This is a genomic window from Kribbella sp. CA-293567, assembly GCF_027627575.1.
Taxonomy (GTDB): Bacteria; Actinomycetota; Actinomycetes; order Propionibacteriales; family Kribbellaceae; genus Kribbella.
In genome coordinates this window covers 5,627,115-5,650,316 of sequence record NZ_CP114065.1, presented here as the reverse complement: position 1 = coordinate 5,650,316, position 23,202 = coordinate 5,627,115, and the positions used below count along the sequence as shown (strand labels likewise).

At 66.6% G+C, this 23,202-nt stretch carries 25 protein-coding genes; 15 read left to right on the top strand and 10 right to left on the bottom strand.

The features are described from left to right. Positions 1-70: 70 nt before the first annotated feature. Both OX958_RS26055 and OX958_RS26050 read right to left on the bottom strand, forming a co-directional pair. Complete coding sequence (locus OX958_RS26055; RefSeq protein WP_270132162.1) at positions 71-1,489, bottom strand: PepSY-associated TM helix domain-containing protein; 1,419 nt, start codon at positions 1,487-1,489, stop codon at positions 71-73. A gap of 126 nt (positions 1,490-1,615) precedes the next feature. Continuing rightward, positions 1,616-2,209, bottom strand: a complete 594-nt coding sequence (locus OX958_RS26050) for a hypothetical protein (protein WP_270132160.1) — start codon at positions 2,207-2,209, stop codon at positions 1,616-1,618. A 198-nt stretch (positions 2,210-2,407) separates the two neighbouring features. Here OX958_RS26050 and OX958_RS26045 point away from each other — a divergent pair, with 198 nt between their 5' ends. From OX958_RS26045 to OX958_RS26035, 3 genes are all read left to right on the top strand, one after another. Further along, on the top strand, positions 2,408-2,662 hold the full coding sequence (locus OX958_RS26045) for a hypothetical protein (RefSeq protein ID WP_270132158.1): 255 nt from the start codon (positions 2,408-2,410) through the stop codon (positions 2,660-2,662). Beyond that, positions 2,595-2,981: a DUF389 domain-containing protein gene (locus OX958_RS26040; RefSeq protein ID WP_270132156.1), complete on the top strand. Its 387-nt coding sequence runs from the start codon at positions 2,595-2,597 to the stop codon at positions 2,979-2,981. Before OX958_RS26045 ends, OX958_RS26040 begins: the two co-directional genes overlap by 68 nt. 84 nt (positions 2,982-3,065) lie before the next feature. Continuing rightward, positions 3,066-3,365: an SAV_915 family protein gene (locus OX958_RS26035; protein WP_270132153.1), complete on the top strand. Its 300-nt coding sequence runs from the start codon at positions 3,066-3,068 to the stop codon at positions 3,363-3,365. A gap of 4 nt (positions 3,366-3,369) precedes the next feature. Here OX958_RS26035 and OX958_RS26030 read toward each other — a convergent pair whose 3' ends face one another. Beyond that, positions 3,370-5,349, bottom strand: a complete 1,980-nt coding sequence (locus OX958_RS26030) for an amino acid transporter (RefSeq protein ID WP_270132151.1) — start codon at positions 5,347-5,349, stop codon at positions 3,370-3,372. Between the two features lie 378 nt (positions 5,350-5,727). Between OX958_RS26030 and OX958_RS26025 the strand changes: the two genes are divergently transcribed. The 3 genes from OX958_RS26025 (at position 5,728) to OX958_RS26015 (ending at position 9,566) form a co-directional block, all read left to right on the top strand. Then, positions 5,728-7,092, top strand: a complete 1,365-nt coding sequence (locus OX958_RS26025; RefSeq protein ID WP_270132149.1) for an erythromycin esterase family protein — start codon at positions 5,728-5,730, stop codon at positions 7,090-7,092. A 63-nt stretch (positions 7,093-7,155) separates the two neighbouring features. Then, complete coding sequence (locus OX958_RS26020; RefSeq protein ID WP_270132147.1) at positions 7,156-8,400, top strand: bifunctional alpha/beta hydrolase/OsmC family protein; 1,245 nt, start codon at positions 7,156-7,158, stop codon at positions 8,398-8,400. Between the two features lie 32 nt (positions 8,401-8,432). Continuing rightward, positions 8,433-9,566, top strand: a complete 1,134-nt coding sequence (locus tag OX958_RS26015; RefSeq protein WP_270132144.1) for an epoxide hydrolase family protein — start codon at positions 8,433-8,435, stop codon at positions 9,564-9,566. Positions 9,567-9,701: 135 nt separating this feature from the next. Here OX958_RS26015 and OX958_RS26010 read toward each other — a convergent pair whose 3' ends face one another. Continuing rightward, a complete protein-coding gene (locus OX958_RS26010; protein WP_442913223.1) occupies positions 9,702-10,607 on the bottom strand; it encodes an NADP-dependent oxidoreductase in 906 nt (301 codons plus the stop codon). A gap of 279 nt (positions 10,608-10,886) precedes the next feature. Between OX958_RS26010 and OX958_RS26005 the strand changes: the two genes are divergently transcribed. After that, entirely contained in the window at positions 10,887-11,267 is a 381-nt protein-coding gene (locus OX958_RS26005; protein WP_270132140.1) for a thioredoxin family protein, read from the top strand. Positions 11,268-11,339: 72 nt separating this feature from the next. Then, positions 11,340-11,624, top strand: coding sequence for a DUF1330 domain-containing protein (locus tag OX958_RS26000; protein ID WP_270132137.1), 285 nt, complete (start codon positions 11,340-11,342; stop codon positions 11,622-11,624). Positions 11,625-11,647: 23 nt separating this feature from the next. Here the strand turns inward: OX958_RS26000 and OX958_RS25995 are convergent, their stop codons facing one another. The 4 genes from OX958_RS25995 to OX958_RS25980 form a co-directional block, all read right to left on the bottom strand. Further along, positions 11,648-12,151 carry a hypothetical protein gene (locus tag OX958_RS25995; protein ID WP_270132135.1) on the bottom strand — a complete coding sequence of 168 codons (504 nt, stop codon included), beginning with the start codon at positions 12,149-12,151 and terminating at the stop codon, positions 11,648-11,650. 244 nt (positions 12,152-12,395) lie between these two features. Next, the gene (locus tag OX958_RS25990) at positions 12,396-13,265 is read right to left on the bottom strand and encodes a haloalkane dehalogenase (RefSeq protein ID WP_270132133.1); all 870 of its coding nucleotides are present in this window, start codon (positions 13,263-13,265) and stop codon (positions 12,396-12,398) included. A gap of 76 nt (positions 13,266-13,341) precedes the next feature. Continuing rightward, the gene (locus tag OX958_RS25985; RefSeq protein ID WP_270132132.1) at positions 13,342-13,899 is read right to left on the bottom strand and encodes a hypothetical protein; all 558 of its coding nucleotides are present in this window, start codon (positions 13,897-13,899) and stop codon (positions 13,342-13,344) included. Between the two features lie 126 nt (positions 13,900-14,025). Next, a complete protein-coding gene (locus OX958_RS25980; protein WP_270132130.1) occupies positions 14,026-14,400 on the bottom strand; it encodes a hypothetical protein in 375 nt (124 codons plus the stop codon). A 188-nt stretch (positions 14,401-14,588) separates the two neighbouring features. On the opposite strand from OX958_RS25980, the gene OX958_RS25975 reads away from it, so the two are divergent. Genes OX958_RS25975 through OX958_RS25965 form a run of 3 tightly spaced genes read left to right on the top strand, consistent with a single transcriptional unit; the run spans position 14,589 to position 16,117 of the window. Then, entirely contained in the window at positions 14,589-15,182 is a 594-nt protein-coding gene (locus tag OX958_RS25975) for an RNA polymerase sigma factor (RefSeq protein WP_270132128.1), read from the top strand. Next, positions 15,182-15,880, top strand: coding sequence for a hypothetical protein (locus tag OX958_RS25970; RefSeq protein ID WP_270132125.1), 699 nt, complete (start codon positions 15,182-15,184; stop codon positions 15,878-15,880). The genes OX958_RS25975 and OX958_RS25970 overlap by 1 nt, the downstream gene beginning before the upstream one ends. Positions 15,881-15,907: 27 nt before the next feature. Beyond that, positions 15,908-16,117 carry a hypothetical protein gene (locus OX958_RS25965; RefSeq protein WP_270132123.1) on the top strand — a complete coding sequence of 70 codons (210 nt, stop codon included), beginning with the start codon at positions 15,908-15,910 and terminating at the stop codon, positions 16,115-16,117. Here the strand turns inward: OX958_RS25965 and OX958_RS25960 are convergent, their stop codons facing one another. After that, positions 16,118-16,249 (bottom strand): hypothetical protein, encoded by a 132-nt coding sequence (locus OX958_RS25960; RefSeq protein WP_270132121.1) that lies wholly within the window; start codon positions 16,247-16,249, stop codon positions 16,118-16,120. It abuts the gene before it with no gap. Between the two features lie 327 nt (positions 16,250-16,576). Between OX958_RS25960 and OX958_RS25955 the strand changes: the two genes are divergently transcribed. Genes OX958_RS25955 through OX958_RS25945 form a run of 3 tightly spaced genes read left to right on the top strand, consistent with a single transcriptional unit; the run spans position 16,577 to position 19,145 of the window. Further along, positions 16,577-17,341 (top strand): ABC transporter ATP-binding protein, encoded by a 765-nt coding sequence (locus tag OX958_RS25955; RefSeq protein WP_270132118.1) that lies wholly within the window; start codon positions 16,577-16,579, stop codon positions 17,339-17,341. Beyond that, entirely contained in the window at positions 17,338-18,546 is a 1,209-nt protein-coding gene (locus tag OX958_RS25950) for a hypothetical protein (RefSeq protein ID WP_270132117.1), read from the top strand. Before OX958_RS25955 ends, OX958_RS25950 begins: the two co-directional genes overlap by 4 nt. Then, complete coding sequence (locus OX958_RS25945) at positions 18,537-19,145, top strand: hypothetical protein (RefSeq protein ID WP_270132115.1); 609 nt, start codon at positions 18,537-18,539, stop codon at positions 19,143-19,145. The genes OX958_RS25950 and OX958_RS25945 overlap by 10 nt, the downstream gene beginning before the upstream one ends. Positions 19,146-19,228: 83 nt before the next feature. Here OX958_RS25945 and OX958_RS25940 read toward each other — a convergent pair whose 3' ends face one another. After that, positions 19,229-20,191 carry a tyrosine-type recombinase/integrase gene (locus OX958_RS25940; RefSeq protein WP_270132114.1) on the bottom strand — a complete coding sequence of 321 codons (963 nt, stop codon included), beginning with the start codon at positions 20,189-20,191 and terminating at the stop codon, positions 19,229-19,231. A gap of 107 nt (positions 20,192-20,298) precedes the next feature. Here OX958_RS25940 and OX958_RS25935 point away from each other — a divergent pair, with 107 nt between their 5' ends. Then, positions 20,299-23,139, top strand: a complete 2,841-nt coding sequence (locus OX958_RS25935) for an ATP-binding protein (RefSeq protein WP_333486434.1) — start codon at positions 20,299-20,301, stop codon at positions 23,137-23,139. Positions 23,140-23,202: the final 63 nt, after the last annotated feature.

Below are 23,202 nucleotides of genomic sequence, written 5' to 3'. Positions count from 1 at the left end.
CTGGACGTCAGTATGTCGTCGTTGCGCGGGGCGAACCAGTGACGTGGTGTCACCTCGGCGGCCCGGACGTTCAGTCGGTCGTGTTGAACCAGAGGCGCAATCTCGGGGTCCGCCGGATCACCAACCGGTCCAGCAGCAGCGCCAGCACCAACGTGATCCCGAACATCGGCAGGAACAGTGCCAGCGCGATCACGATGACGGCGAGTGCCGGTGTGGCTTTCAGGGGCAGCCGCCCCCGCGGCGCACCGACGGCTCCGGCCGCCTTCGGACGGCGGCGCCACCACATCAGTGGTCCCGAGACGCACATGAAGATCACGCCTAGACAGAACACCGTGGTGAGGACCATGTTGGTGATGCCCAGCCGGCGGCCCTCGTGCAGCGCGATGCCCTGGGCGACCGTCTTGGCCAGCAGAGGATAGTCCTGGTAGCCGTAGGTCGAGACCACTTGAGCGCCGAACTGGTCGACGTGCAGGGTCCGCTCCTTGGCCGGGTCCTGGAACGCGTACCCGATCACGGAGTACACCCCCTCCTCGCCGGCCGGGAGTGCGATCGTCATCGGCCGCGCCAGACCCTTCTGGCTGCCGACCGCTACCGCGGTGTCGAGAGTGGCCACCGAGCGGCGGTCCTGGTTCGGATCCGACTTCGGCACCTTCGTCTCTCCCAGACCCCACGGCACCGTGTGACTGTGCGGCAAGGACTCGTCCAGGGTCGAAGTCGGGTTCGACAGTGCTCCAGGGTCTTCGCCCCACATCGAACTGCCCTGACTCGCTGCGAACTGCTGGACCTTCGCGCCCCAGAGGCCGGTCCACGGCAGACCCGACACGATCAGGAACAGCAACCCGACTCCCAGCACCGATCCGGTCAGCGCGTGCCGCGATCGAAGTGCGGCGCCGGCCGCTTTCGCCGTACGACGTCGCGCCCGGGCGACCCGGCCGCGGACGAAGAGGTAGTAGCCGGTGATGGCCATCACCAGGGCCCAGCAGGCTCCGATCTCGATCACCGCGTCACCCCAGCGGCCGGCCATCAACTCGCCGTGCAGCAGGATCGACGCACCCGACAACGTCGAGTCCGGATCCAGCGATCCGAGCACCTTGCCCTGGTACGGATCCACGAACACGTCCCGCGTGGCGCCGTCCGCGGTCTGGATCGAGAAGACGGTCGACCGATCCGGACCGGATGGCTCGGTCATCGACACGACGGTCGCGTCCGGAAACGCGCTCTTCACTTCGCCCAGTTGAGCGTCGTACTGCTGCGCCCGGAGTCCGGGCGGCTGCTGCACCTTCATCAGATCGGCGTTCAGGGCCGGTTCGAGCTGGAACCGGAAAAGGTAGATCAGGCCGGTGACCGCCAGGACCAGCACCACCGGGATGACCAGGAAGCTCGCATAGAAATGCCATCGCCAGAACGCACGGAACAGCCCGGCTCCTCTGGAGCCGGCTTTTCGTTCGTCCGGCGCAACCTTCGTTGCCACATCGTCACTACGTTGCATTCGTTTCTCCGGGAGTCCTCGATCCGGCGGGCGGTCCGGCCGGATCCGTTGCGCATCACGGCATGCCGGTCAGGCATGGCCGAACCCGGCGCGGCACAGAGGCTCAGCGTCGGGTGGGTCGAACTGTCAGACGACAGCGACCCAGGGAGGAGGACCCCGGGAGATGATCGCGTGGACAAGACGCGCTTGCTGCAGGGTCTGGGCCCGGAACGCCCGGCCCAGCTTGATTCGGGGCAGCCACAGCGCCGCTGACGGCCGGCTCGCCAGTGCGAACGAGGTGTAGACCCGCTGGGCGGCACACCGGATGGCGCCGAAGACCGCACGTTCGCCGTACGCCAGCCAGAGACCGCTCAGCGACGCGACCACCAGGTGGGCTGAGAACATCTGCAGCATCTCGCCGAGTGCGAGCCCGTGGTGGTGCCCACTCGAACTCGCCAGGTGCGCGTGTACGGAGTTCACCGGGCTGACCATTTCAGTGAAGGTGAAACCTTGGTGCAGAACGGCCTGTGCCGCGACGGTGACGGCGGTGATCGAGGCGATGTCGCGCTCGTAGCCGGCCAGCCACCAGCCGCAGGCCCAGACAGACCCGAATGCGCCGGCGACGGCCCACCAGGGCAGCGGCGTACCGGACATCAGTACGTGACCGAGGGTAGTGAGCGACACGCAGACTACTGCGAACAGCGTCGCCCGCGCCGCGCGATACCACCCGTGTTCAGCCATGACCTGAACATGGTGACACCCAGCACCCGTAGTGCGTAATGCCTTGACCAAAACCCGCCCCAGTACCAGTGGCAGACCGGTCGAGTCGGTCGCGGCGGGAGATGATGCGCGGGTGATGCATCTTCGGCTCATCGTTCCCTGTGACGCAACGCCTGGGAGACCGAGGAAGCGGCGCCCGGCGCCCCGGACGACGCGGTGGTGGACCAGGGGTATGCCGAGGCGCGGGGTTCTTGGGCGTTCTACGCGTTCCTGACCTTGGCAACCATGATCGCGGCGGTCGCCGTCGTCACGGATTCCGCGATCCTGGTGGTAGGTGCCATGGTGGTGGGACCCGAGTTCGGCGTCGTCGTCGCTGTTGCCCTGGGCATCGCCTTGCGCAAGGGCGGTGGGCTGGATCGACGTGAACGACGTGACTGCGGCACGGCCGCTCACCGGCTTCATCTGGCGTCCTGACAAGTGGTCGGCAGTCGTGGCCGTGCTGGCTGGATGCGCCGGCGTACTGTCACAGACCGCAGGTCGCTCCAATGCGCTGGTGGGTGTGTTCATCTCGGTCACCACCGTTTCTGCCGTAGGTGACCTGGCGCTTTCGCTGGCGGTGTGGGCACCGCAGCAGATCGGCGGCTCAGCTGCTCAGTTGGGTATCAACCTCGCGGGGATGACCTGCGCGGGAGTCGCGACGCTGATCCTGCAACGAGTCCTCTGGACCTGGCTGACGAAGCGCGGAACAGGACCCGGCCAGCTTCCGAACGTACCCATCAGCCAGAACGCGTGAGAGGTGCGTACGAGATGGGCCGATCGACGGGGGAGAGCTGTGAGAGAGCGGTACTTGCGGAGTTGTGATGTCTAGCTTGTGGACATGAGCGCCTCGCTGGATGATCCCGTTCCGTTGTTCGTGCCTACGCGGACCGCCGGGGCCGTGGACGTGGCCTGCTTGCAGGTCGGGCGACGGCCGGACGGTGTCCGGGTGGGCATTGCGTTCAGCCGGCTCGAACTGTTGCGTGAAGCGACTGGACCGCGACAGGACTGGGTGCGGATGCACGAGGACGAGCTGCGCGAGCAACTCGCGCAGCTCGGCGTCGGCGTGATCCAGTGCGATCCGGTGCTGGTCGGGCCCGATGTTTTCGCGCCTGCCGCCTTGCTGGATCACTTCGCCTGAGACGTCACCCCACGTGGATGCCTGGTCTTCTGGCCGGGTCCGGCTCGTGCTGGCGGATGATCTCGCGGACCACCGGCGCGGTGTCGCCACGGCCGAGGATGAGATAGCGCAGCAGATGGCTGAGCGGATTGCCCTCGGACCATTCGAAGTGGCAGTGCGGGCGTACGCCGGTGGTGTCGCGCAGGGTCAGCAGGATCGCGGCGATCGCGTTCGGAGCGGCCGGGCTCTTGGCTCGGAGCACCCGGAAGCCGTCGACCTCGATGCCTTCGACGCGCAGCACGTCGCTGAAGGTGGACGGGTCGACCACGTCGATCTCCAGGAACATCACGTCGGCGTGCCCGGGGACCGGATCCATCGCGCGAACCTCGGCCTCCTTGGCGGTGTACTCCGCGGCGTCGCCGGCCTGTCGCCGGTTGGCGATCAGGTTGAGGGCGCCGTCGTTGCGGATCGAGTCGGTGACGAACTGGCGGGCGGTGTCGTCGAACTCGATCCGGTCCGCCCGCAGTTCGGTCGTCCGGGAGATCCTCGAGATCAGCGAGACGGTGATGATGCCGGCGATGAACAACCCGGAGATGGCGATGCCGTCGGGCTTCTCGATGATGTTCTCGACCAGGGCGTAGAGCAGGATCAAGGTCAGAACGGTGAAAGCGACGGAGGCCTTTCGTTGCCGCCGTCGCGCCGCGGAGATGGCGACCGCTACCGCGCCGGAGACCATCATGACCAGGATCCCGGTCGCGTAGGCACCTGCCTGGGCATCGACGTCGGCGCCGAAAGCGATGGTGATCGCGATGCTGATCGCGGTGTAGACGAGCACCACCGGCCGGACCGCGCGGCCCCACTCGGGCGCCATCCCGTACGAGGGAAGGTACCGGGGCACGATGTTGATCAGCCCGGCCATCGCCGACGCGCCCGCGAACCACAAGATGAGAACACTGCTCAGGTCGTAGACGGTGCCGAAGGCTTCGCCGAGCTTCTCGTGCGCGAGGTAGGCCATGGCGCGGCCGTTCGCTTCACCGCCGGGCTGGAACTCCTCGGCGGGGATCAGCACGGTCGTGATGAAGCTGGTGGCCAGCAGGTAGACGCTCATGATCACCGCGGCCGCGGTGAGCAGCTTCTTGGTGTTGCGGATCCGGTCGGCCAGCCGTTGCTCGGCGTTCTTGCCGTCCGCGGCGACCAGCGGCATCATGCTGACGCCGGTCTCGAAGCCGGACATCCCCAGTACCAGCAACGGGAACGCGATGACGGCCGGTCCGATCACCCCGCCGAATCCCTGCCGGCCGTCGGTCAACGCGTTGACCCAGCTGTCGAAGGCGCCGGGAACCGTGACCACGTCGTACAGGCCGACGGCCACGATCATGGCGTTGAGCACGAGGAAGATCCCGACCAGCGGGATCGCGACGCCGACAGCTTCGCTGAAGCCCAGCAGGAAGACACCGCCGAGGATCAGCAGCAGTACGACGGTGACGGCGACCTCCTGTCCGTGCAGGAAGTCCGGGGTGTAGGGGTTCTCGACGAGGTGGACGGTCGCGTCCGCCGAGGACAAGGTGATGGTGATGATCCAGGACGTCGCCACGAATCCGAGCAGCACCAGGACGAACAACTTGCCTCGCCAGAACGGCAGCAGGTTCTCCAGCATCGCGATCGAGCCCTGGCCGTGCGGGCTTTCCTTGGCCACTCGCCGGTACATCGGCAACATCCCCAGCAACGTCAGGGCGACGATGAGCAGGGTCGCCAACGGTGACAGGGCGCCGGCGGCGAGAGCGGCGATGCCGGGCAGGTAGGACAGGGTCGAGAAGTAGTCGACACCGGTCAGGCACATCACTTTCCACCAAGCCTGCGGCGGTGCGTGTCCTTCACCCGTCTCCGGACCGACCGGCTGCACCCGGTGCTGCAGAAGCCAGCCCGTCAGCCCCCGGTCACCGGCCGATTCGTCCTGCGGCCCCTTGACGGTGGCAGGTACGACGTACTCGTCTGGAGAGATCACGCGAGCCAGGATGCATGACCATCGGGCCTTCGCCCAATCGGTGTTAGAAGCCTGTGAGAGGGCCCCGAATCCCCAGGTGAGGCGCCTAAAATACGCCGATTTTCTTCGGATTGTTGCTCTGGACCACGGCGGTGGTCGCCACCATCACGCGCATCATCTCAGTCATCCGATTCCGCATCATCCTCGGTGGCCTTCTCATCGGGACCACCGACGGGCCAACTGAACTCGGGACAGTCTCCCCGAAAGATCATGGCAGGTGCTTGCCACAAGTGAGCAGTGCTGAACGACCGCCAGCAGGCGTACACCTTCACCGTCCAGTCGTAGAACGGGCCGTCTGAAGGCATTGAACCGCTGCCCTCACAACCCGGAGGCCCCCGAATGAAACGCAACAGCCGGCTACTTGCCGGCTTCGCCCTGCTCACCGCAATTGCCATCCCGGCCGGTGCGATCGTCGCCTTGCCGTCCAGTGCCGACACACTCGCGACCCGTGCGCCCTCGGTGCCGGCTGGGAGCCCGGTACCGGCTCTGACCCGGGCGGCGTACCCGCTGAAGTCGGTCGAACCGGCGAGTCCGCTGCGCGACCTGCGGCCGCTGACCAGAATGATCGGCGGCGCTACCGTGGTCGGCGCGGGCGAGGCGACCCACAACTCGCATGAGTTCGTCGCGCTGAAGCACAAGATGTTCCGCGAGCTCGTAGCAGAGAAGGGCTTCACCACCTTCGCGCTCGAAGCCAGTTGGAGTACCGGCCTCGCTCTGGATCGCTACGTCACCACCGGCGTGGGCGAGCCCCGCGAGATCATGCGGCGCGAGTTTCAGGCGTCGTACCGGCTCTGGAACATCCAGGAGTATCTCGACCTGATCGAGTGGATGCGCCAGTACAACAAGCACCACCCCCGAAAGCTGCACTTCATCGGTGACGACCTCGGCTACGTCGGCCCGGAGGTGATTGACCGGGTCACCGGTCACGTCGCCCGGACCCGGCCCCAGTTGCTGCCGGAAATCACCCGCCTGTACGCCGGGATCCGGTCGACGGCCGAGGTGGCGCCGTGGACCAGCGCGTACCTCGCCAGGTCGCTGGCCGAGCGGGTCGCTCTGGAAGTCGCAGCCAGGCAAGCCCTCGCCAAGGTCAAGGCACTGCCTGCCAGCCCGGCCCGCCACTGGGCGGTCCAGAACGCCCGGGCGGTCTGGCAGGTGACGAAGTTCTTCAGCCACGACGTCACGGATGTCACCGAACTGGCGAAGGCCTACGAGTTCCGCGACCGGACGATGGCGGACAACGTCACCTGGTGGAACCGGACGACCGGTGGCAAGGTGCTGGTGTCCGCGCACAACGGTCACATCGCCTACGAGTCGTCGATGCCGGAAACCTACCCGGTGACTCAGGGCGAGTTCCTGCGTAGGCAGCTCGGCAAGCGCTACGTCGCCGTCGGGCTGAGCTTCGACCGAGGCTCCTTCAACGCGGCCGACATCGAGGACCCGAACGGGACGGTCCGCAAGTTCACGATCGGCCCCGCTCCGGCCGGCAACAACGAGCACACGGTCGGCAAAGTGCCGTACCGGAATTTCGTGGTGGATCTGCGCAGGTTGCCTGCGTCGGCCACTTCCTGGCTGGCCGAGAAGCGCCCCACCCGCGATATCGGAACCGGCTACCCCTACCCCGACTCGTTGGTTGCCCTCGGCAAGTCCTACGACATCCTGATCCACCTCGACCAGGTAACCGCCGCTGACCTGCTCACCACCTGATTCCGAGCCTTCTCCTGCGGCTCATCACTACGAAGAAGATTTCGACAGGCAGAGGAGCCACTCTTGACAGCGATCGTTCCCGCGGCCGGCTACGCCACTTCGAGCAACTGCACCTTCACCGGTGCGCAGGGCCATGAGCTATCCGCTCGGCTCGAGCGTCCCGAGGGGCCGATCCTGGGAACAGCGCTGTTCGCCCACTGCTTCACGTGCGGCAAGGACCTGCGGGTCGAGCGTCAACTGACCCGGGCGCTCACCCGTCAGGGCTTCGGGGTGTTGTCGTTCGACTTCACCGGCCTCGGACGGAGCGGCGGTGACTTCGCCGACTCCTCCTTCTCGGCCGACGTCGCCGACCTGCAAGCCGCGGCCGGCTACCTGGGCACGATCATCGCGCCGCCTGTTCTCCTGGTCGGCCATTCGCTGGGAGGCTGCGCGGTACTGAGCGCCGCTCCGCGGCTGCCCAGCGTGCGCGCCATCGCGACGATCGGCGCACCGGCTGATCCCGAACACGTCCGGCGCCTGCTGGACGGAGACCTGGACGCCGTACGCCGCGAAGGCTCCGGAACCGTCACCATCGCCGGGCGGAGGTTCACGGTCGGCCGATCGTTCTTGGAGGATCTGCAGCACAGCAGCCCCCGAAAAGCGCTCGCGGACTTCCGAGGCGCCACTCTCTTCCTGCACGCGCCGCGGGACGCCATAGTGGGCATCGACAACGCCGACGAGCTCTACCACGCGGCCAGTCATCCCAAGAGCTTCGTGTCGCTCGACGACGCCGACCATCTGCTCACGGACGAGTCCGACGCGATCTATGTGGCTTCCGTTATCGCCGCGTGGGCGGGCAGGTACATCGGCCGGGATGTGGAAGAGGAGGCGCAGCCGACCGGCTACCACGTCGAGGAAGTCACCGCACGGAACCACGGTGGATACTTCACGACACTGGATACCCGAGGCTCCCGGTACGCGGCTGATCAGGCACTGGCCAAAGGCGGTACGGAGCGTGGCCCAACGCCGTACGACTTCCTTGCTATGGCCCTTGCCGCATGTACCTCGATGACCCTGCGTGTCACAGCGGACCGCAAGGGGTGGTCGCTGGACACCATCGAGGTGACGGTCAACCATCGCCGGGTCCATGCCGACGACTGCCAGGCGCCGAGCGGCACCTGCCGCGTCGATCACTTCGAGCAGGAGATCCGGCTCCCGGAGTCACTGACCGGCGACCAACGAGCCACGCTTCTCAGCGCCGCCCGCCGCTGTCCCGTGCACAACACCTTGAAGAGTCAGGCCGAGATCACAACTCAGCTCACAACCTGACATGAGACGACGCGGCCGAATCGAGGACTCCAGTGACGAACGACCTGCCCCAGATCGCTGTATCCGAACCAGAACTCGCCGAGCTTCGCACGCGGCTGACGAGAACCCGGTGGCCGGACCCGTGGCCGACCAGCGCCTGGGAGGCAGGCACCGACACTGAAGAGCTGCAGCGCCTTGTTGCCTACTGGTCGACGTCGTACGACTGGCGCACCCACGAAGCGATGATCAACAACCTTCCGTCAAAGATCGCTCTCCTCGACGGCGCTCCGGTGCACTACCTGCGTTTCGACGGAGAAAACCCCGACGCGCTCCCGATCGTGCTGACGCATGGGTGGCCGAGTTCGTTTCTCGAACTCGTCCCCTTGGCTCGCCGACTGGCCACGCCGTCGGCCCACGGAGGCAAGGCGTCAGACGCCTTCACCGTCATCGTTCCGTCGCTGCCCGGATTCGCTTTCTCTTCCCAGCGAGCATCGCTGTCGGAACCGCAGCAGACCCATGAACTCTGGCACCGGCTGATGTCCGGCGAACTCGGTTTCGGCCGCTACGCGGCGCACGGAGGCGATCTGGGCGCCGGAATCACCTCCCGCTTGGCCGAAGCCCACCCTGAGGCTCTGGTGGGTATCCATCTGCTCGCCGTCGGCGACCCGGTCGGCTATGACGCCGACAGCGTCACTCCGCAGGAGCAGGCGTACCTCGAATCGGTCGCCGCTTGGTCCAGCGCAGAGGGCGGCTACCAGCACCAGCAGAGCACACGCCCACTCACCTTGGGGTACGGGCTGACCGACTCACCGGCCGGCCTGCTTGGCTGGCTCGTCGAGAAGTACCGCGGCTGGAGCGACTGCGGAGCCGATCTGTCATCCCGGTTCAGTGACGACTTCATCCTGACGCAGGCGTCCCTCTACTGGTTCACCAACACGATCTCGACCTCGTTCCGGCCGTACTACGAGCATCGGCAGGGCCTGACGCGGCGGGTGAAGCGAGTCACGGTCCCCACCGCGCTGGCCGTGTTTCCCGCCGACCTGACGCAGCCGCCCCGGAGCTGGGCCGAGCGGACGTACAACGTCACGAGGTACACCGTCATGCCAAGAGGCGGCCACTTCGCGGCTCACGAGGAGCCGGAACTCCTGGCGCACGATCTCACCGAGTTCTTCCGTGAGCACCGCTGATCTTCGCCGGTTGCGGGGCGGAACGCTTCCCGCACAACCGGCGAAGGCCGCGGTCGGAAGGCTTGCCACGGACGGTGTTCCCGCACTGTTGCGAGCTACCGACCTGGTGGGCCGGCTGGATACCGGCCGGCCTGTTCAGATGCAGATCACGATCTTTCCTCGGGTGCGCCCTCGCTCGGCGTGCGCGTGGGCGTCGGCGATCCGCTCCAGGGAGTAGGCCTGTTCGATACGGGGTGTGTAGCGGCCTTGCCGGCCCAGTTCCGCGGCCGCGGACAGAACAGTGGAATCGTTCTCCGCGTTGACCACGTGCGTGCCCAGGCGCTGTCCGCTCGCATGGTCGGCGACCGTCGCGACGCGCGTCGGGTCATCTGTGATCGCGACGAGGTCGTCCAGCGATCCGGAAGCCGCGGTGTCGAGCGCCACGTCGACTCCGCGCGGGGCGAGAGCGAACAGACGCTGCGCCAGGCCGGGGCCGTAGGTGGTGGGAACGGCGCCAAGTGCGGTGAGGAACTCGTGGTTGCGTTCACTGGCCGTCCCGATCACAGTGGCACCTCGCGCTACCGCGATCTCGACCGCCGCGCTGCCCACGCCACCGGCGGCGCCCTCGACGAGAAGGGTGCGCCCCGCGAGGGAGCCGAGCGCGTTCAGGCCGCGCATCGCGGTCACAGACGCGAGACCAGCGGCCGCGGCCTGCTCGTCGTTCCAGATGTCGGGGGAGTGGGCCCAGGCCGAGAGGACGACCAGCTCCGCGGTTGCGCCGATGACACCGCCCAGCCCGAAGACGCGGTCGCCGATACTCACGCCGTGCACTCCGTCACCGATGTCGTCGACCACCCCGGCGGCGTCGCGCCCGGGAATGGCGGGTAGCTCCAGGGGAATCAGCTGCTGCAGGTCGCCGGCGCGCAGTTTCCAGTCGATGGGATTGACGCTGGCCGCCGCGACGCGGATACGGATCTCACCAACTCCGGGCTGCGGATCGGGGGCCTGCTCGATCACCAGGCTCTCTGCTCCGCCGTACTTGTGGAACCGGGCTGCGCGCATAGTGGTCTACCTTGCTCCTCGGGGACCTTGCAGGTTTGTGCCGGCGTACGCCGCTGCCTTACCAGGAGCGCCCGACAGGTTTGTGTAGCCGCACGCGGTTGATGTCGTCCCAGAGCCTCGTAAGGATCGGCTCCGACCGACACACGAACTGCCGGAAACATCGACTCATGCGCCGCCGTCGACTCCCGGAGGTTGGTTCGCTGCCGGCGGCTGATCCGGGACGGGCTGATCGAGGTCGTCCGGTGAGCGACCACAGACACACCGACGAGAGGAAATCCGATGTCGACGATCGACGTGACGGACGCGAACGTGGACGAGGTAACGGGTCGCGACGGGATCGTGATTCTCGACTTCTGGGCTGAATGGTGTCCCGCGTGCAAGTTGTTCGCACCGATCTACGAGGCTGCTTCGGACGCCAACCCGGACATCGTGTTCGGCAAGGTGGACGTCGAAGCGGCGACCAAGGTGGCTGACTCGTTCGGTATCCGGGCGCTACCCACCCTGGCGGTCTTCCGCGACCAGGTCGGGGTGTACCTCCAGGCCGGCGCTCTGCCGAAACCCGACCTCGAGGACCTTCTCGAGAAGATCAGGGAGCTCGACATGGACCAGGTTCGCTCCGACGTAGCCAAGAATCGCGTGGGGCATGCCCATCATCACTGATCCCAACAGCCGTAGTTCGTGATCAGGCGAGTGTTTGCATTGGTGATACGAGATTGATGAAGGGGAGAAGTCATGAGCGCGTACCTGGTGATCGAAGCAACCCCGGCGGACGCCGAACGGTTCGGCGAGTACGAGCGACAGAGTCTCCCGCTGGTGATCAAGTACGGCGGCGAGCCACTGGCCCGCGACACCGACCCGCTCCCGATCGAGCGCGACGATCGGCCCGCGATCGGCGTCATCATCAGGTTCCCGGACAAGCAGGCCGTCCAGGCGTACTTCGACTCGCCGGAATACGCCCCGCTGCGTGCGTTCCGCCAGTCCTTCACGCAGGCTCGCGCCTTGGTCATCGAGGGCTGAGCAAGCCTTCAGGTGACCGGTCATCACCCGCGGGCTCGTCGCGAACGCGCGACGTGGAGCCCTGCGAGGTTGAGGGCGAGCCCCCACAACGTGAGCACCACCAGGAACGGCAGCACGTCCGGACCACCGAACTCGCCCGTCCACCACAATCGAGCCGACCCGTACGGCGTGAGCCACGCCCGCGCGCCTGGTGCGGCCACGGACAGTACGCCGTACAAGCCGAGCGGCAGCAGGATCGTGAGGACCGCCGCGATCCAGCCACGGCCGATCAGCAGGCCAAGCCCGGTACCGACCAACTGCGCGACGATTTGCGTGACGAAGGCCCCAACCACGATGATCGGCGCATGCTCCCACGGGCTGTTCGCGGTCGACGGCACCAACCAGGCAACGAGGATCGACGCCACCAGCCCGGCGGCCGCCAACCCCACGGCGTACCCGAGGGCCAGCTTGAACATAGACCGCTCCCGCCGAGCCGCGGCCACCGCACCGATGAACGGCACCCCGATCGAGATCAGACTCTGCGCCACGGTCGAAGTCGACGCGAAAGTCCGGTCGGCGCTGACGGCCGCGACCTGACTTCCTACCGCCCCCAGCACCCCGACAGCCCCGGTAACACCGGCTATCACACGGCAAGTTCGCATCGGATACCCCCGCTCCTAGTCGATGCCGCATCATGCCAGCGAGTAGGTTCTCGATGAGATCTCACGTCGGCTGGTCGGGAGCAGTCCCGATCGAGCATCTGTGGTTGCCACGAGTACCTCGACCTGAGTCTCAGCCAAGGGTCGGGATCCAGCGTGCCAGCGCGGTCTCGATCTCTGCTGGGGAGTCCTCGGGCAGGAAGTGGGATCCCTTGACTGTGATCTCCTGCTGGGCCGGCCAGTCGCGGCAGAACTCACGCAGTGGGCCGGTGAGCAGTGCACCGGGGGAGCCGTTGATGAACAGCTTGGGTACGTCGCAGGTCGCCATCCATCGGGCGTTGGCGGTGACGATCTGATGGACGTCGGCGGGTTCGCCGTCGATGGGGATTTCCTGGGCCCAGGTGAGCATCGGGCGGCGTGATTCACCAGGTTCGAGGTAGGGGCGCCGGTACGCCGCGAGGTCATGGTCACTCAGATGCCGCAGAGTGCCGGCCTGAAGGACTTGTTCGATGAAGATGTTGTCGGTCAGGATCAGGTGCTCGCCCGCTGGGCCGCGGAGTGGTTGGAAGAGGTCCGGGCTGGGAGCGTTGGGGCTGTCCCAGGTGACCGGCGCGACGAGGGTCTCGAGGTAGGCGATTCCGGCGACGTCGTCCGGATGACGGCGGGCCCAGCTGGTGGCGAGCACGCCACCCCAGTCGTGTCCGACGAGCACGATGGGCTGGTCCAGGTCCAGGTGCAGGGCGTCGAGGAAGGCGTCGAAGTACCGCTGGTGGGTGGTGAACCGGTACCGGTGTGGGTCGGTGCCGTCTACCGCGTCGGAGTTGCCCATGCCGGGCAGGTCGGGTGCGATGCAACGACCGAGGCGCGGGCTCATCACCTTCCGCCAGAGGTACGACGACGTCGGGTTGCCGTGGACGAACACCACCGGTCGGCCCTCGCCAACCGTTCGGCAGGCGAGCCGGAGGTCCAGGACGGGGAGCAACTCGAGCGCTTCGGCGGTCATGGCTCATTGTCACTGGGGCAGCGGACCGGCTCGACGACAGTCCGCCGTACGACACCTACATCGAGGAGACGCCGGCCTATGACCGGCTGGGATCGGTACTGCCGGTACGGCGAGCCGCTGGGCCTGCTGCCGACGGGCGTGTCGCCGCCTTGCGAGGCTCCGTCTTGCAGACGATGCAGGTGCACACGACGGAGGTGGTTGAGCCGCCGAAGTCGTGCCGACCACACGCATCGACGACCCCGTTGGAGGGGATGGTGTTGGCTTCGCTGCCGCCGGCCGGTACGTAGGCCAGATTGCAGGTGGTCGCCGAGCCGGGGCAGCCGTCGCCCGCCAGCCAGACCGAGTCGCCAGGCTTCGAGAACGCGATCTGCCCGTGCAGGTTGCCGGTCGAGGTGTCGCGCCAGAGGCGAACGCGCTGCGCGAAGTTCGTAGTCTCGGCGACGAGCGTGAAGCTTGCCGCCTTGCCGTCCAGGACCTGCGCCATCGTGTCGTCGATCTTGAGGGCGGTGGTTTGGACCCCCATGGTGACGCCGGCGGCGGAATCGGGCGCCGGGGACGCGGCGTGGGCCTGGCTGACCGTCACGAACGGCGCGACAGCCACGATCGCGGCTGTGACGAGTGCGCGAGTCTTCATCGTTTCTCTCCATCGACGTACTTCAGGGACGTCCCGGCTGGAACGCCCGGACAGTGCTGCTCACCGCTGGGCAGACCGCTGCTCCCACATCTTGGGTTCGTCAGATGTGGGAGCAGCGGCAGATGGCTACCTGAACTGCGCGCCGGCCCGCGTTGCGTTCCCTGCACCCGAGGCGCAGGTTGCCGACGTCAAGATGCCGTAGGAGTTCCAGGCGCCGTACACGATGGTGCCGTTCTGGCACTGGACCATGGCCCGGAACTGCGTGGTGCCGGCAGGGCCGCTGTAGCAGCGGATGAGGCCGGTCGCACCGCTCAGGAACCCTTCACAGTCGACGGCCGTGATTCCTGCGGTGCTGACCTCTCCGGCCGGAGCCACCCACATGCTCTTGCTGGTGACGTTGACCGCTTCCGGCCCGGCCGCAGCGGCGGGCAATGACAAGCCGAGCGCCACGAAAGACCCGATGGAGGCGGAGGCGACGGCAACTTTGCGAAGGTTGAACATGGTTCCCCAGACATGATCGTGAGACGACCACCCGCGAGTGCGAATGTCCGGCCGAACCTACGCACAGTGTGTTACCGAACGCTTACAGATCAGTGACCTCTGCCCGGACGGTGGCGGGTGACCGTGTGAGCGATCGATGGTCGTGGTGTCGGGGGAACTTTGTGATGGTGGGCGGGTATGAACAGGGCATGGTCGATGAATCCGCGGGTGACGCTGCTCAGTGGCAGGCGATGCGCGGCGGTGATATGGCTGCGCTGGGGGTGCTGTTCGATCGTCATGCGGATCGGGTGCATCGCTATTGCCGGCGGGCGGCGGGGGGATCGGTCGATTCCGAGGACGTGTTGTCGGAGACTTTCATCGAGGTCTGGCGCTCGCGGAGATCGTTCGTGGTGCGTGAAGGATCGGCGTTGCCGATCTTGCTGACGATCGCCAAGCGGGTTCTGCAGAAGCAGGTCCGGAGTGCGGAGCGCGCCACCCGGCGCGACGGGCGTGCAGGTGATCCCACACTGCTGGTGGTGCCGGATATCGCCGAGGACGCTGTGCGGGCAGTCGAGCTCGAGCGGCAGCGTGTGTGGTTGCGGCGGCAGGTGGCCGCGATGCCGGTGCCGTATCGCAATGTCTACGAGCTGTGTGTCTATGCCGAACTGGGCCAGGACGAGGTCGCCCGGCTGCTCGGGATCCCGTTGGGGACGGTGAAGTCTCGGCTCTCCCGTGCACGCAAGAACGTTGCTGAGGCTGCTCAAGAGGCGTTTGAGCAGCACACGATCGAAGGGGTTTTCTGATGGATTTCGAGAGCGCTGTACTCGAGGCCGAACCGTTGACCGATGACGGGAAGAGCCGGGCTCGCGCGACAGTTCTGGCCGGCGTCGCCGGTGTCGAGCGCCGCCGGCGGCGCAACGTGGTGCGAGGTTCGGTGGCAGCTGCCGCGGCCGTGATGGCGGGTGTGGTGACTTATCCGCTGCTGTTTCCCGCGTCGGCGTACGCGTCGTGGACGGCGATCCCGCGACCGGTGACAATTTCGGCCGATGACCCCCGTCTGGGACAGTGCACGTCGTCGGTTCCCTCTGGACCGACCGACTCGGTGGGCAGCGCGCTGCAGTTGCGGCCGGTAGTGACCGAGCAACGAGGTGACTTCACCGCCGCGCTGCTCGGCGGAGGCGACAGCATCGCGGTGTGCATCTTCGACGACACCAACCGGTCAGCCGGACGGACGATCGCCGTTGCGTTGCCTGCCGGCAGTTCCGTGTCGCTGATCGGCAACGGTGGATCGCTCGATGAGGGCGAAGGCGCCAGATACGTCTACGGGCGAGTGGCGGCCGGGGTCGAGAAGGTCAAGGTCGTGACGACCGAAGGCGTGGAAGTGACCGCGTCGGTGGCCGACGGCTACTACCTGGCGTGGTGGCCGGCACCGGCCGGGCCGGCCACGGTGACCGCGTTTGGTCGCGACGGGGCCGTTCTGCAGAAGCTGATAGCTTCGTGAACCTGACTGCCGGTCGAGGAGGCTGCGATGTTTGACCTGTCATGGTTCGATGGGCTGCTGATCGCGCTAGCGATCTTCGCGCTGGCTCTGCTGCTGCGGTGGCTGTTCAGGGCGCTCACCTCGTCAAGGCGTCGTGTCGAGACCGACGAGTGGGATGCGAAGATCAGTGAGGACCACCGCGCCGGCCGGTCGCGCGGACCTGCCCGTCCGGAGACGGACAAGCCCGCGGAACGCTAGCTAGCCGAGGTTGCAGTTGGCCCGGTACGAGTACAGCCCTGTCTTGCCGCCGCGGATCTGCATGCAGGGGTTCGCGCTGGCCCACACGACGCTGAACTTGAACGACTGTGCCTGGCGCACTGCCCAGCTCACGTTGCTGGCGCCTTGGCCTGCTCCTGCGCAGTCGGGGCCCGCTTCACGGCCGGCCCGGACGCTACTTCCTGGCTGGTCCAGTTGGCCATCCGGGCAGCGAAACGACCTGCGGCCGCGATCTCGTCACTCGACGGCGAAGGTCCCGCACACTTCAGCCCAGCCAACCTAGATGTCGGGCTGTTCGAGCGGGTTGGTTCCGACTGGAGCATGCTTGCCCGAAGCAACAATCGATAAGTTCTGGGGTGGTGCGTGGCCGAGTGCGAGCTATCACTTCGACGCAGCCAACGGGACCAGTGGAAACACCAGCGCGAGTGCTAACTTCGAGGCGTGGTGGTAAAAGGCACACCGTTGGTATCTGCTCAAGGGCTGACTGTGCGCTATGGAGCACAGTCAGCCCTCGAGGATGTCAACCTCACGCTCCAGGCCGGTGTCACTGTGCTGCTCGGACCGAACGGGGCCGGAAAGACCACCCTTGTGAAGTGCATAGCCGGCGAGAAACGGCCGGCCACGGGCGAGCTCGCCGTCTGCGGGCTGGACCCGTTCCGTCAGCGTCGCGAGATGATGAGACTGCTCGGGGTCCTGCCGCAGGAGCCACGGTTACCTCGTCGAGCGAGCATCCTTGAATTCGTCACGTATGCCGCTTGGCTGAAACAGTGCCCTCCCAAAAGGGCCGACGCGTTGGCGTCGAAGGCACTAGCTGCAGTGGGATTGACCGAGCAGGCAAACAAACCGGCCAAGAAGCTATCCGGCGGGATGCAGCGTCGGGCATCGATCGCGACGGCCATCGTGCACCGCCCGCCTGTTGTGCTCTTGGACGAGCCGATGTCGGGACTTGACCCAGCACAACGCGCCAACCTTCGGGCCACGATCAGAGATATCGCAGGCGATGACGCGTGTGTGCTGGTCACCACCCACATCCTGCAGGACGTGCCCGAGTTGGCCGACCGCGTGATCGTGCTGACCGATGGCATGGTGCGCTTCGACGGTTCGGTGGAAGAGTTCGCGAGGCGCGCCGATAGCGCGGCATCGGCAACACAGTTGCTGGAGTCGGCCTACCAGGCGATCGTCAACGCTCCCGGGGAGCCGCGTTGAGCATTCTGTATCTGATCCGGTCGTCGTCATCTCGCTACTTCACCGTACCGGCGTTCCTCGCGGGACTGGTCCAGCTCCAGGGAAACCGGCTGTGGGTCGGTGAATGGAACATGGGCCAGCAAACAGCCGTGAACTATGCGCTGGTGGCTGTCATCGGAGTGGCGGCAGGGTCAGTGCTCGACGCCCGAACGGCCCGGGCAACGGTTCCAGACCTGACGATGAGTTCACGCAGGCTGCCGCCGCAGTTGCCGCAGGTGGTGGCCAGCGCCTTCTGGGGCTACGTGGTACTTGTCTTGCTCGTGTTGGTCACCCTGGGGACCAACACGGCAGCCTCGTCATGGCGGACACCGAACTTCGCGATTCTCTTGGCAGGAGCAGCCTGGATCACCCTGCACTCCGCAATAGGCTGGCTGCTCGGCTGGTACCTCGTATTCCCGATCGCAGTACCGATGGCCCTGTTCCTGGGGTGGATGGTCAGCGCCATCCCCGCCGGCACGCCCGACGCGGCGTTCAACCTGCTGACCGGAATCGACGACGGCGGATTTCCCGCCGGCTTGGAGCCACGGACCGCGGTCATTCTCACACAATGCCTGATCTTGCTCGCGCTCGCGATCCTCGTCTCTGTGCCGACCATCTGGCGTCAACTGACGCCTCGCGCCAAGGGCGCCTTCCTGGCGGTCCCAGTAGCGGCGCTACTCGTCGCAGCGGTATCAGTGTCCGTGACCGGGCCGCAACGCCGGGTCGAACTGGTCGCGGCGAAGGGCCCGATGGTGTGTGCCGACACGCCAGTGCCGTCGTGCTCGTTCCCAGACCACGATCGGCGCAGGAACACCGCTGCCCAGTTGGTGGCGAGGATGTGGGCGCCCCTGGCCGCTGCAGGCCGGCCGCTGCCCGAAGGAATCATCGAGGATCGACTGGAACGACCCGCGAACTGGATCCCGGTCAACCTCTGGGCATCCGACCCGGTCGCAGCTGCTGGAGAGCTGGCAAGGGAAACCACAACCTGGCATCTGTGCGGCCCTGGTAATCCCGGTCAACGGGTCTTGGGGAGCGGAGCGAACCAGCGCATCGCCTGGCTGCTGTCGCAGCTCGATGACGCCACCGCGCCACAGCGCCGCGACTCCATCGCGTCCATTCTGAAGCTGCCGTCAGACCAGCAAGTTGTCTGGTGGTACCAGCGCCCACCTGATATCTCGTGCGTCTAGCCGCGACCTTTCTGCGGCTGCACGGCTTCGACCTGTTCACCGCAGCAGCAGCGGCAGCCGGTCTGCTGGGATTCGGCCTCGTACAAGTCCAGCTGCCGCAGGCCGTGGAACAGAGCTACGGCGACTACACCCGGCTGACTGGATTTCACATCTTGCCCTTGCTGTTGGCGCCGATCGTCGGATTCGTTCTCACCGGTGAGGCACCACAACTCGAGCGCCAGGCCTCACGACGAATGCAGGCTGCGAGAGGCGGTCTCCTGCTCGGCTGCACTGCGGTCGCACTCTGCGCGCTGCTGCCCGCCTCACTCGTGGTCGACGTGGATCACGCCGTCCAGGTCACAGCAGAGAACACCCTGTTCGTGCTCGGCGCGTCAGCGGTCCTGAGTGTCTGGTTCGACCGCACCTGGGCGTGGTTCCCCGTCTTCGCCATTGGCACGGCCGGGCTCATCGCAGCCGATCAGAGCACCTTGAGCGCGATCGCGGTGATCGACCGCACTCCCGGTGACACCACGATCTGCATCATCGTCTGGCTCGTCGGACTCGTCCACTACGTCGTCAAGGGCGCGAACAAGCGATCCCAGGAGACAGGCGTCGACTGACGTGGCTGTGCCCCGAGTACGACGACGCGGCGCGGATCGGTATTGCCGGTGGTCGTGAGCTGATGCGACCTGGTGAGAAAAGGTCAACTACTCGACAGGGTGGCCGCTGCTGCAGCTAGTTCGCGGTCGGCTTGGGTAGGGAGGCTGTATCGGCGGGTTTGGTCGAGGCGGGCGTGGCCCATGAGTTCGGCGACGAGGACGAGGTCGTGTCCGTCGCGGACGAGGGTGGTGCCGAAGGTGTGGCGTAGGGCGTGGCTGGTGAAGTCGTGGCCGATGCCTGCTTGGTTGGCGATGGCGCCGATGACGTCGTGGGCGCCGCGGGCGGACAGCCGGGCGCCGCGGTGGTTGAGCAGCAGCGCGCTGGTGTCGGCGGCGCCGGGCCAGGTGGGTCGTTCGTCGTTGATCCACAGGGTGAGGTCGGGGCGTAGCCCGGCGTGGATGGGTACTTCGCGGTAGCGCTCGCCCTTGCCGGCCCGGACGGTGATGAGTCCTTTGCGGGCGGACAGGGCGATGTCGTCGAGGTTGAGGGCGACGACTTCGCCGAGGCGAAGCCCTGCGTAGAACGGGATGAGAGCCAGAACCCGGTCGCGGGGGTTGACCCATCGTTCGACGGTCCGTAGCCAGCGGGTGATGTCGCGTTCGGACAATGCCCGGGGTGCGGCTTGGGGCAGGTCGAGGCGGCGCACGTCGGGGGCGCCGAGGCCGAGGCGTAGATAGAGGTCGCCGATCGCGGCGAGGGTGGTGTTGATGGTGGAGGGTTTGCGTTTGGCGACGGTCTGCAGGTGGCTGCGGTAGTCGCGGACGGCGCCGTCGCGGGCGTGGGGTTGGGTGAGTGGGTCGCCGTCGAGATCGGCGGCGTCCAGCCAGATCAGGTAGCCGCGGACCCGGGAGGCGTAGGCGCGGCGAGTGTTGTCGTCGAGCATTCCCGCGGCAGCGAGCGCAGCGGTATAGCCGGCGTGGATTGCGGCATAGCGGTCCGGCAGCTGCGCCGGCCGGCGTCCACGTCGCGGCCGATCGGGCGCCGGCGTCGTGTTACCTGGAGTCACGCCGGAGAGATTACTTCAGATAATCCGCGGTATCTGCAGTAGTGTCTCGTCGAATGGCATCGGAAGAATCCCCCTGATGGGATTGCGACTGGGAGCGTGGGTACATCGTGACTCCGTTGGTGGGGCGTTGGCGCCAGTTGAATGCGTTGCTCCAACTGGTTGCTGTCCCGCCTGTCGTGGTGCGGTTGGAGGGCGAAGCCGGAGTCGGAAAGACTCGGTTGCTGCACGAGCTCTTCGCGCACAGCGCGCTGGGGAACCATCAGAAACTGATCGGAACCTGTCAGTCCCTGCGTGAGCCGTTTCCCCTGGGCCCGGTGGTCGATGCGTTGCTGCCACTCGCCTCCGCGAAGTTGTCCGAGGCGACCGATCCGCTGCTGGGCGCGCTAGTGCCTCTCCTGCCAGAGCTCGGTTCCCGGTTGCCGCCGCCCTTGCCGCCGTTGGCGGACCTGCGAATGGAGCAGCATCGCCGATATCGCGCAATCAGTTCGTTGCTGACGGCAGCCGGCCCGGCTGTGCTGGTGCTCGACGACTTGCACTGGGCCGACTCGGGGACCATGGAGTTTCTCCAGTACCTCTTCGGTCACCTGCCTGCCGAGTTGACGGTGGTCCTCAGTTATCGGCCCGGTGAGCTGCCTCGAGGAGCCGCGGCCGACCTTGGACGGTCGGGTTCCGCAGCCACGATCGAGCTTCCGGTGCTGGCCGAGAGCGAGACAGCAGCGATGCTGCATGCGATGGTTGGTCGTGGCCGGCCGCCGCGCAAGGTTCGGCAAGCGCTGCAGCGGCGTTCAGGCGGCATACCGTTCGCTGTCGAGCAGATAGTGCACTCGGCGTTGGAGCAGCTCCACCCGGCGTCAGTGGGTTCCACCGCGTGGGATCAGTTCCTTCGAGATGATGTACCGGCCGGCTTTCGCGAGGCGATCGCGCGGCGGCTGTCGGGCCTGAGCGATACCGCCAGACGGCTTGTCGTGGCGGCCGCCGTGCTCGCGGTACCGGTAGGCGAGGAGGAACTTTTCGCTGTCGCCGACGTACCGGTGGACGCCGGCGAGCTCGCGCTCGACGACGTGCTCGATGCCGGGCTGCTGCAGGAAACGAACGGCCGGTTCGCCTGTCGGCATGAACTGCTGCAGCAAGCTGTGCGGCAGGTCACGAGCCGGTCGAGCCTTCGGCGGCTCCACCGGCGGGCCGCCTCGGTTCTCCTCGACGCATCGGGCGCCCTGCCCTACTTCCGGATCGCGTCTCATCTCGAAGCGTGCGGCGACCTGGACGGTTGGCGAGACAACAGCGAGCTCGGCGCCGATACCGCGATCTCAGTAGGGGACACCGGAGCTGCGGTGACCACACTGCTGCAGTTGATCGCTGCTGCCGAGGGAGACGAAGCCGGGCGCCTCGCCCTGAAACTCGGCCGAGCCGCACTGGACGGCTTGGACTGCGGGGCGACGGTCGAGCTGTTGCGCGCCTTGGTGAACGAGGTCCAGCAGCTGCCCTTAAGGATCCGGGGAGAGTTGCGCAACGATCTGGGATTGTTGCTGCTGAATCAGCTCGGCGACGCGACCGAGGGCTATCGCGAGCTCGAGCGTGCCGCAGGTGAACTCCGAGAACCGCGGCCCGACCTGGCCGCCCGAGTGATGTCGTCGCTGGCCAACATCCACGCTGGTCATCAGCACGTCGACACGCATCTCAAATGGCTGACCGAGGCAGACTCGCTCGCCGGCGCGATCGCCGAACCGTCGGACCGGACAGCCTTCCTGGTGAACAAGGCGACCACTCTGATGACCTGCGGCCAGCGGTCGGCATGGCCGCTCGCCGACTCCCTGTTCGAGGAGACCACCGACCCGGCGCTGGGCCGGCACAAGACGCGTGCTTGCCTGAACTTCGCGGACGCTTCGTTGTGGCTCGGCCATTACGGTCGGGCGTCCGGCTACCTGGCGTCAGGGCGGGAGCTGGCGAGCCGGTTCACCGCTGCCTACACCCGCGAACAGCTTGAAGTCGCGGAGGCGATGCTGGACTGGATGCTGGGGCGCTGGGACGCTCTGCCGGAGCGCACTGTTGCCTTGGTCAACCGGTTCGAGAGTCTTCCGCGCGTCGCGGCCGAATGCAGGCTGATCGCCGGGGCACTGGCCGCTGAGCACGGGGACGTCGACCAGGCGCTGCAGCTGATCCATCCTCTGGTGAGCGCGGACCAGCCACCCGCGCCGCCGGTCACGGCTACGGCACATACATTGCTGGCCGAGGTGCGGTTACGTCAGTCGGCGCGGACCGAGGCGCTGCGGAACGTCGACCTGGCCGTTCAGGTTCTGAGGCGGACCGGTATGTGGGTGTGGGCCGGCGAGGTCACGCCCAGCGCCGTAGAGGTCCTCACCACGCTGCGGCGACCGACCGATGCTCAGCGCCTCATCGACGAGCATCGTGAGGGGATCGCCGGCCTGGACTGCCCTGCCTCGGCGGCCGCACTGCGGTTCGGCGAAGCGGTCGTTGCCCAAAGCATCGGTAATTTTCATCAGGCGCTGGACGGCTACCTGACGGCGGAAGTCATGTTCTCGGAGTTGCCAAGGCCGTTCTGGCTCGCTCGGACGAAGCGAAGGCTGGGGGAGTGTCAGCTGCAGCTGGGTCTGGACGGTATACCGCAACTCTTGGCCGCAGAGAGGTTGTTCGATGAGCTCGGCGTACGCCGCCGGTCGCGGTCCTGCCGTGAGGTGCTTCGTGAGCAGCAAGCGGCTCCGCAGCGCAAACGCGGGCGCCCCAGCTACGGTGAACGTCTGTCGCCACGGGAACTCGAGGTCGCTGCGCTGGCTGCCGCCGGGCAGACGAACCAGCAGATAGCCACAGCGCTTGGGTTGTCGCGTCGCACGATCGAGCAACACGTCGCACGGTGCCTGCACAAGCTGCACGTGTCATCACGCAAAGAGCTGACCGTCGTATTGGCATCAGGGATTCGCACCTCGGATTGAACACCGCCGACGAACTGCGCCGGCCCGAGACAGCACGGACCGGCGCAGTCACACTGTTTGGTT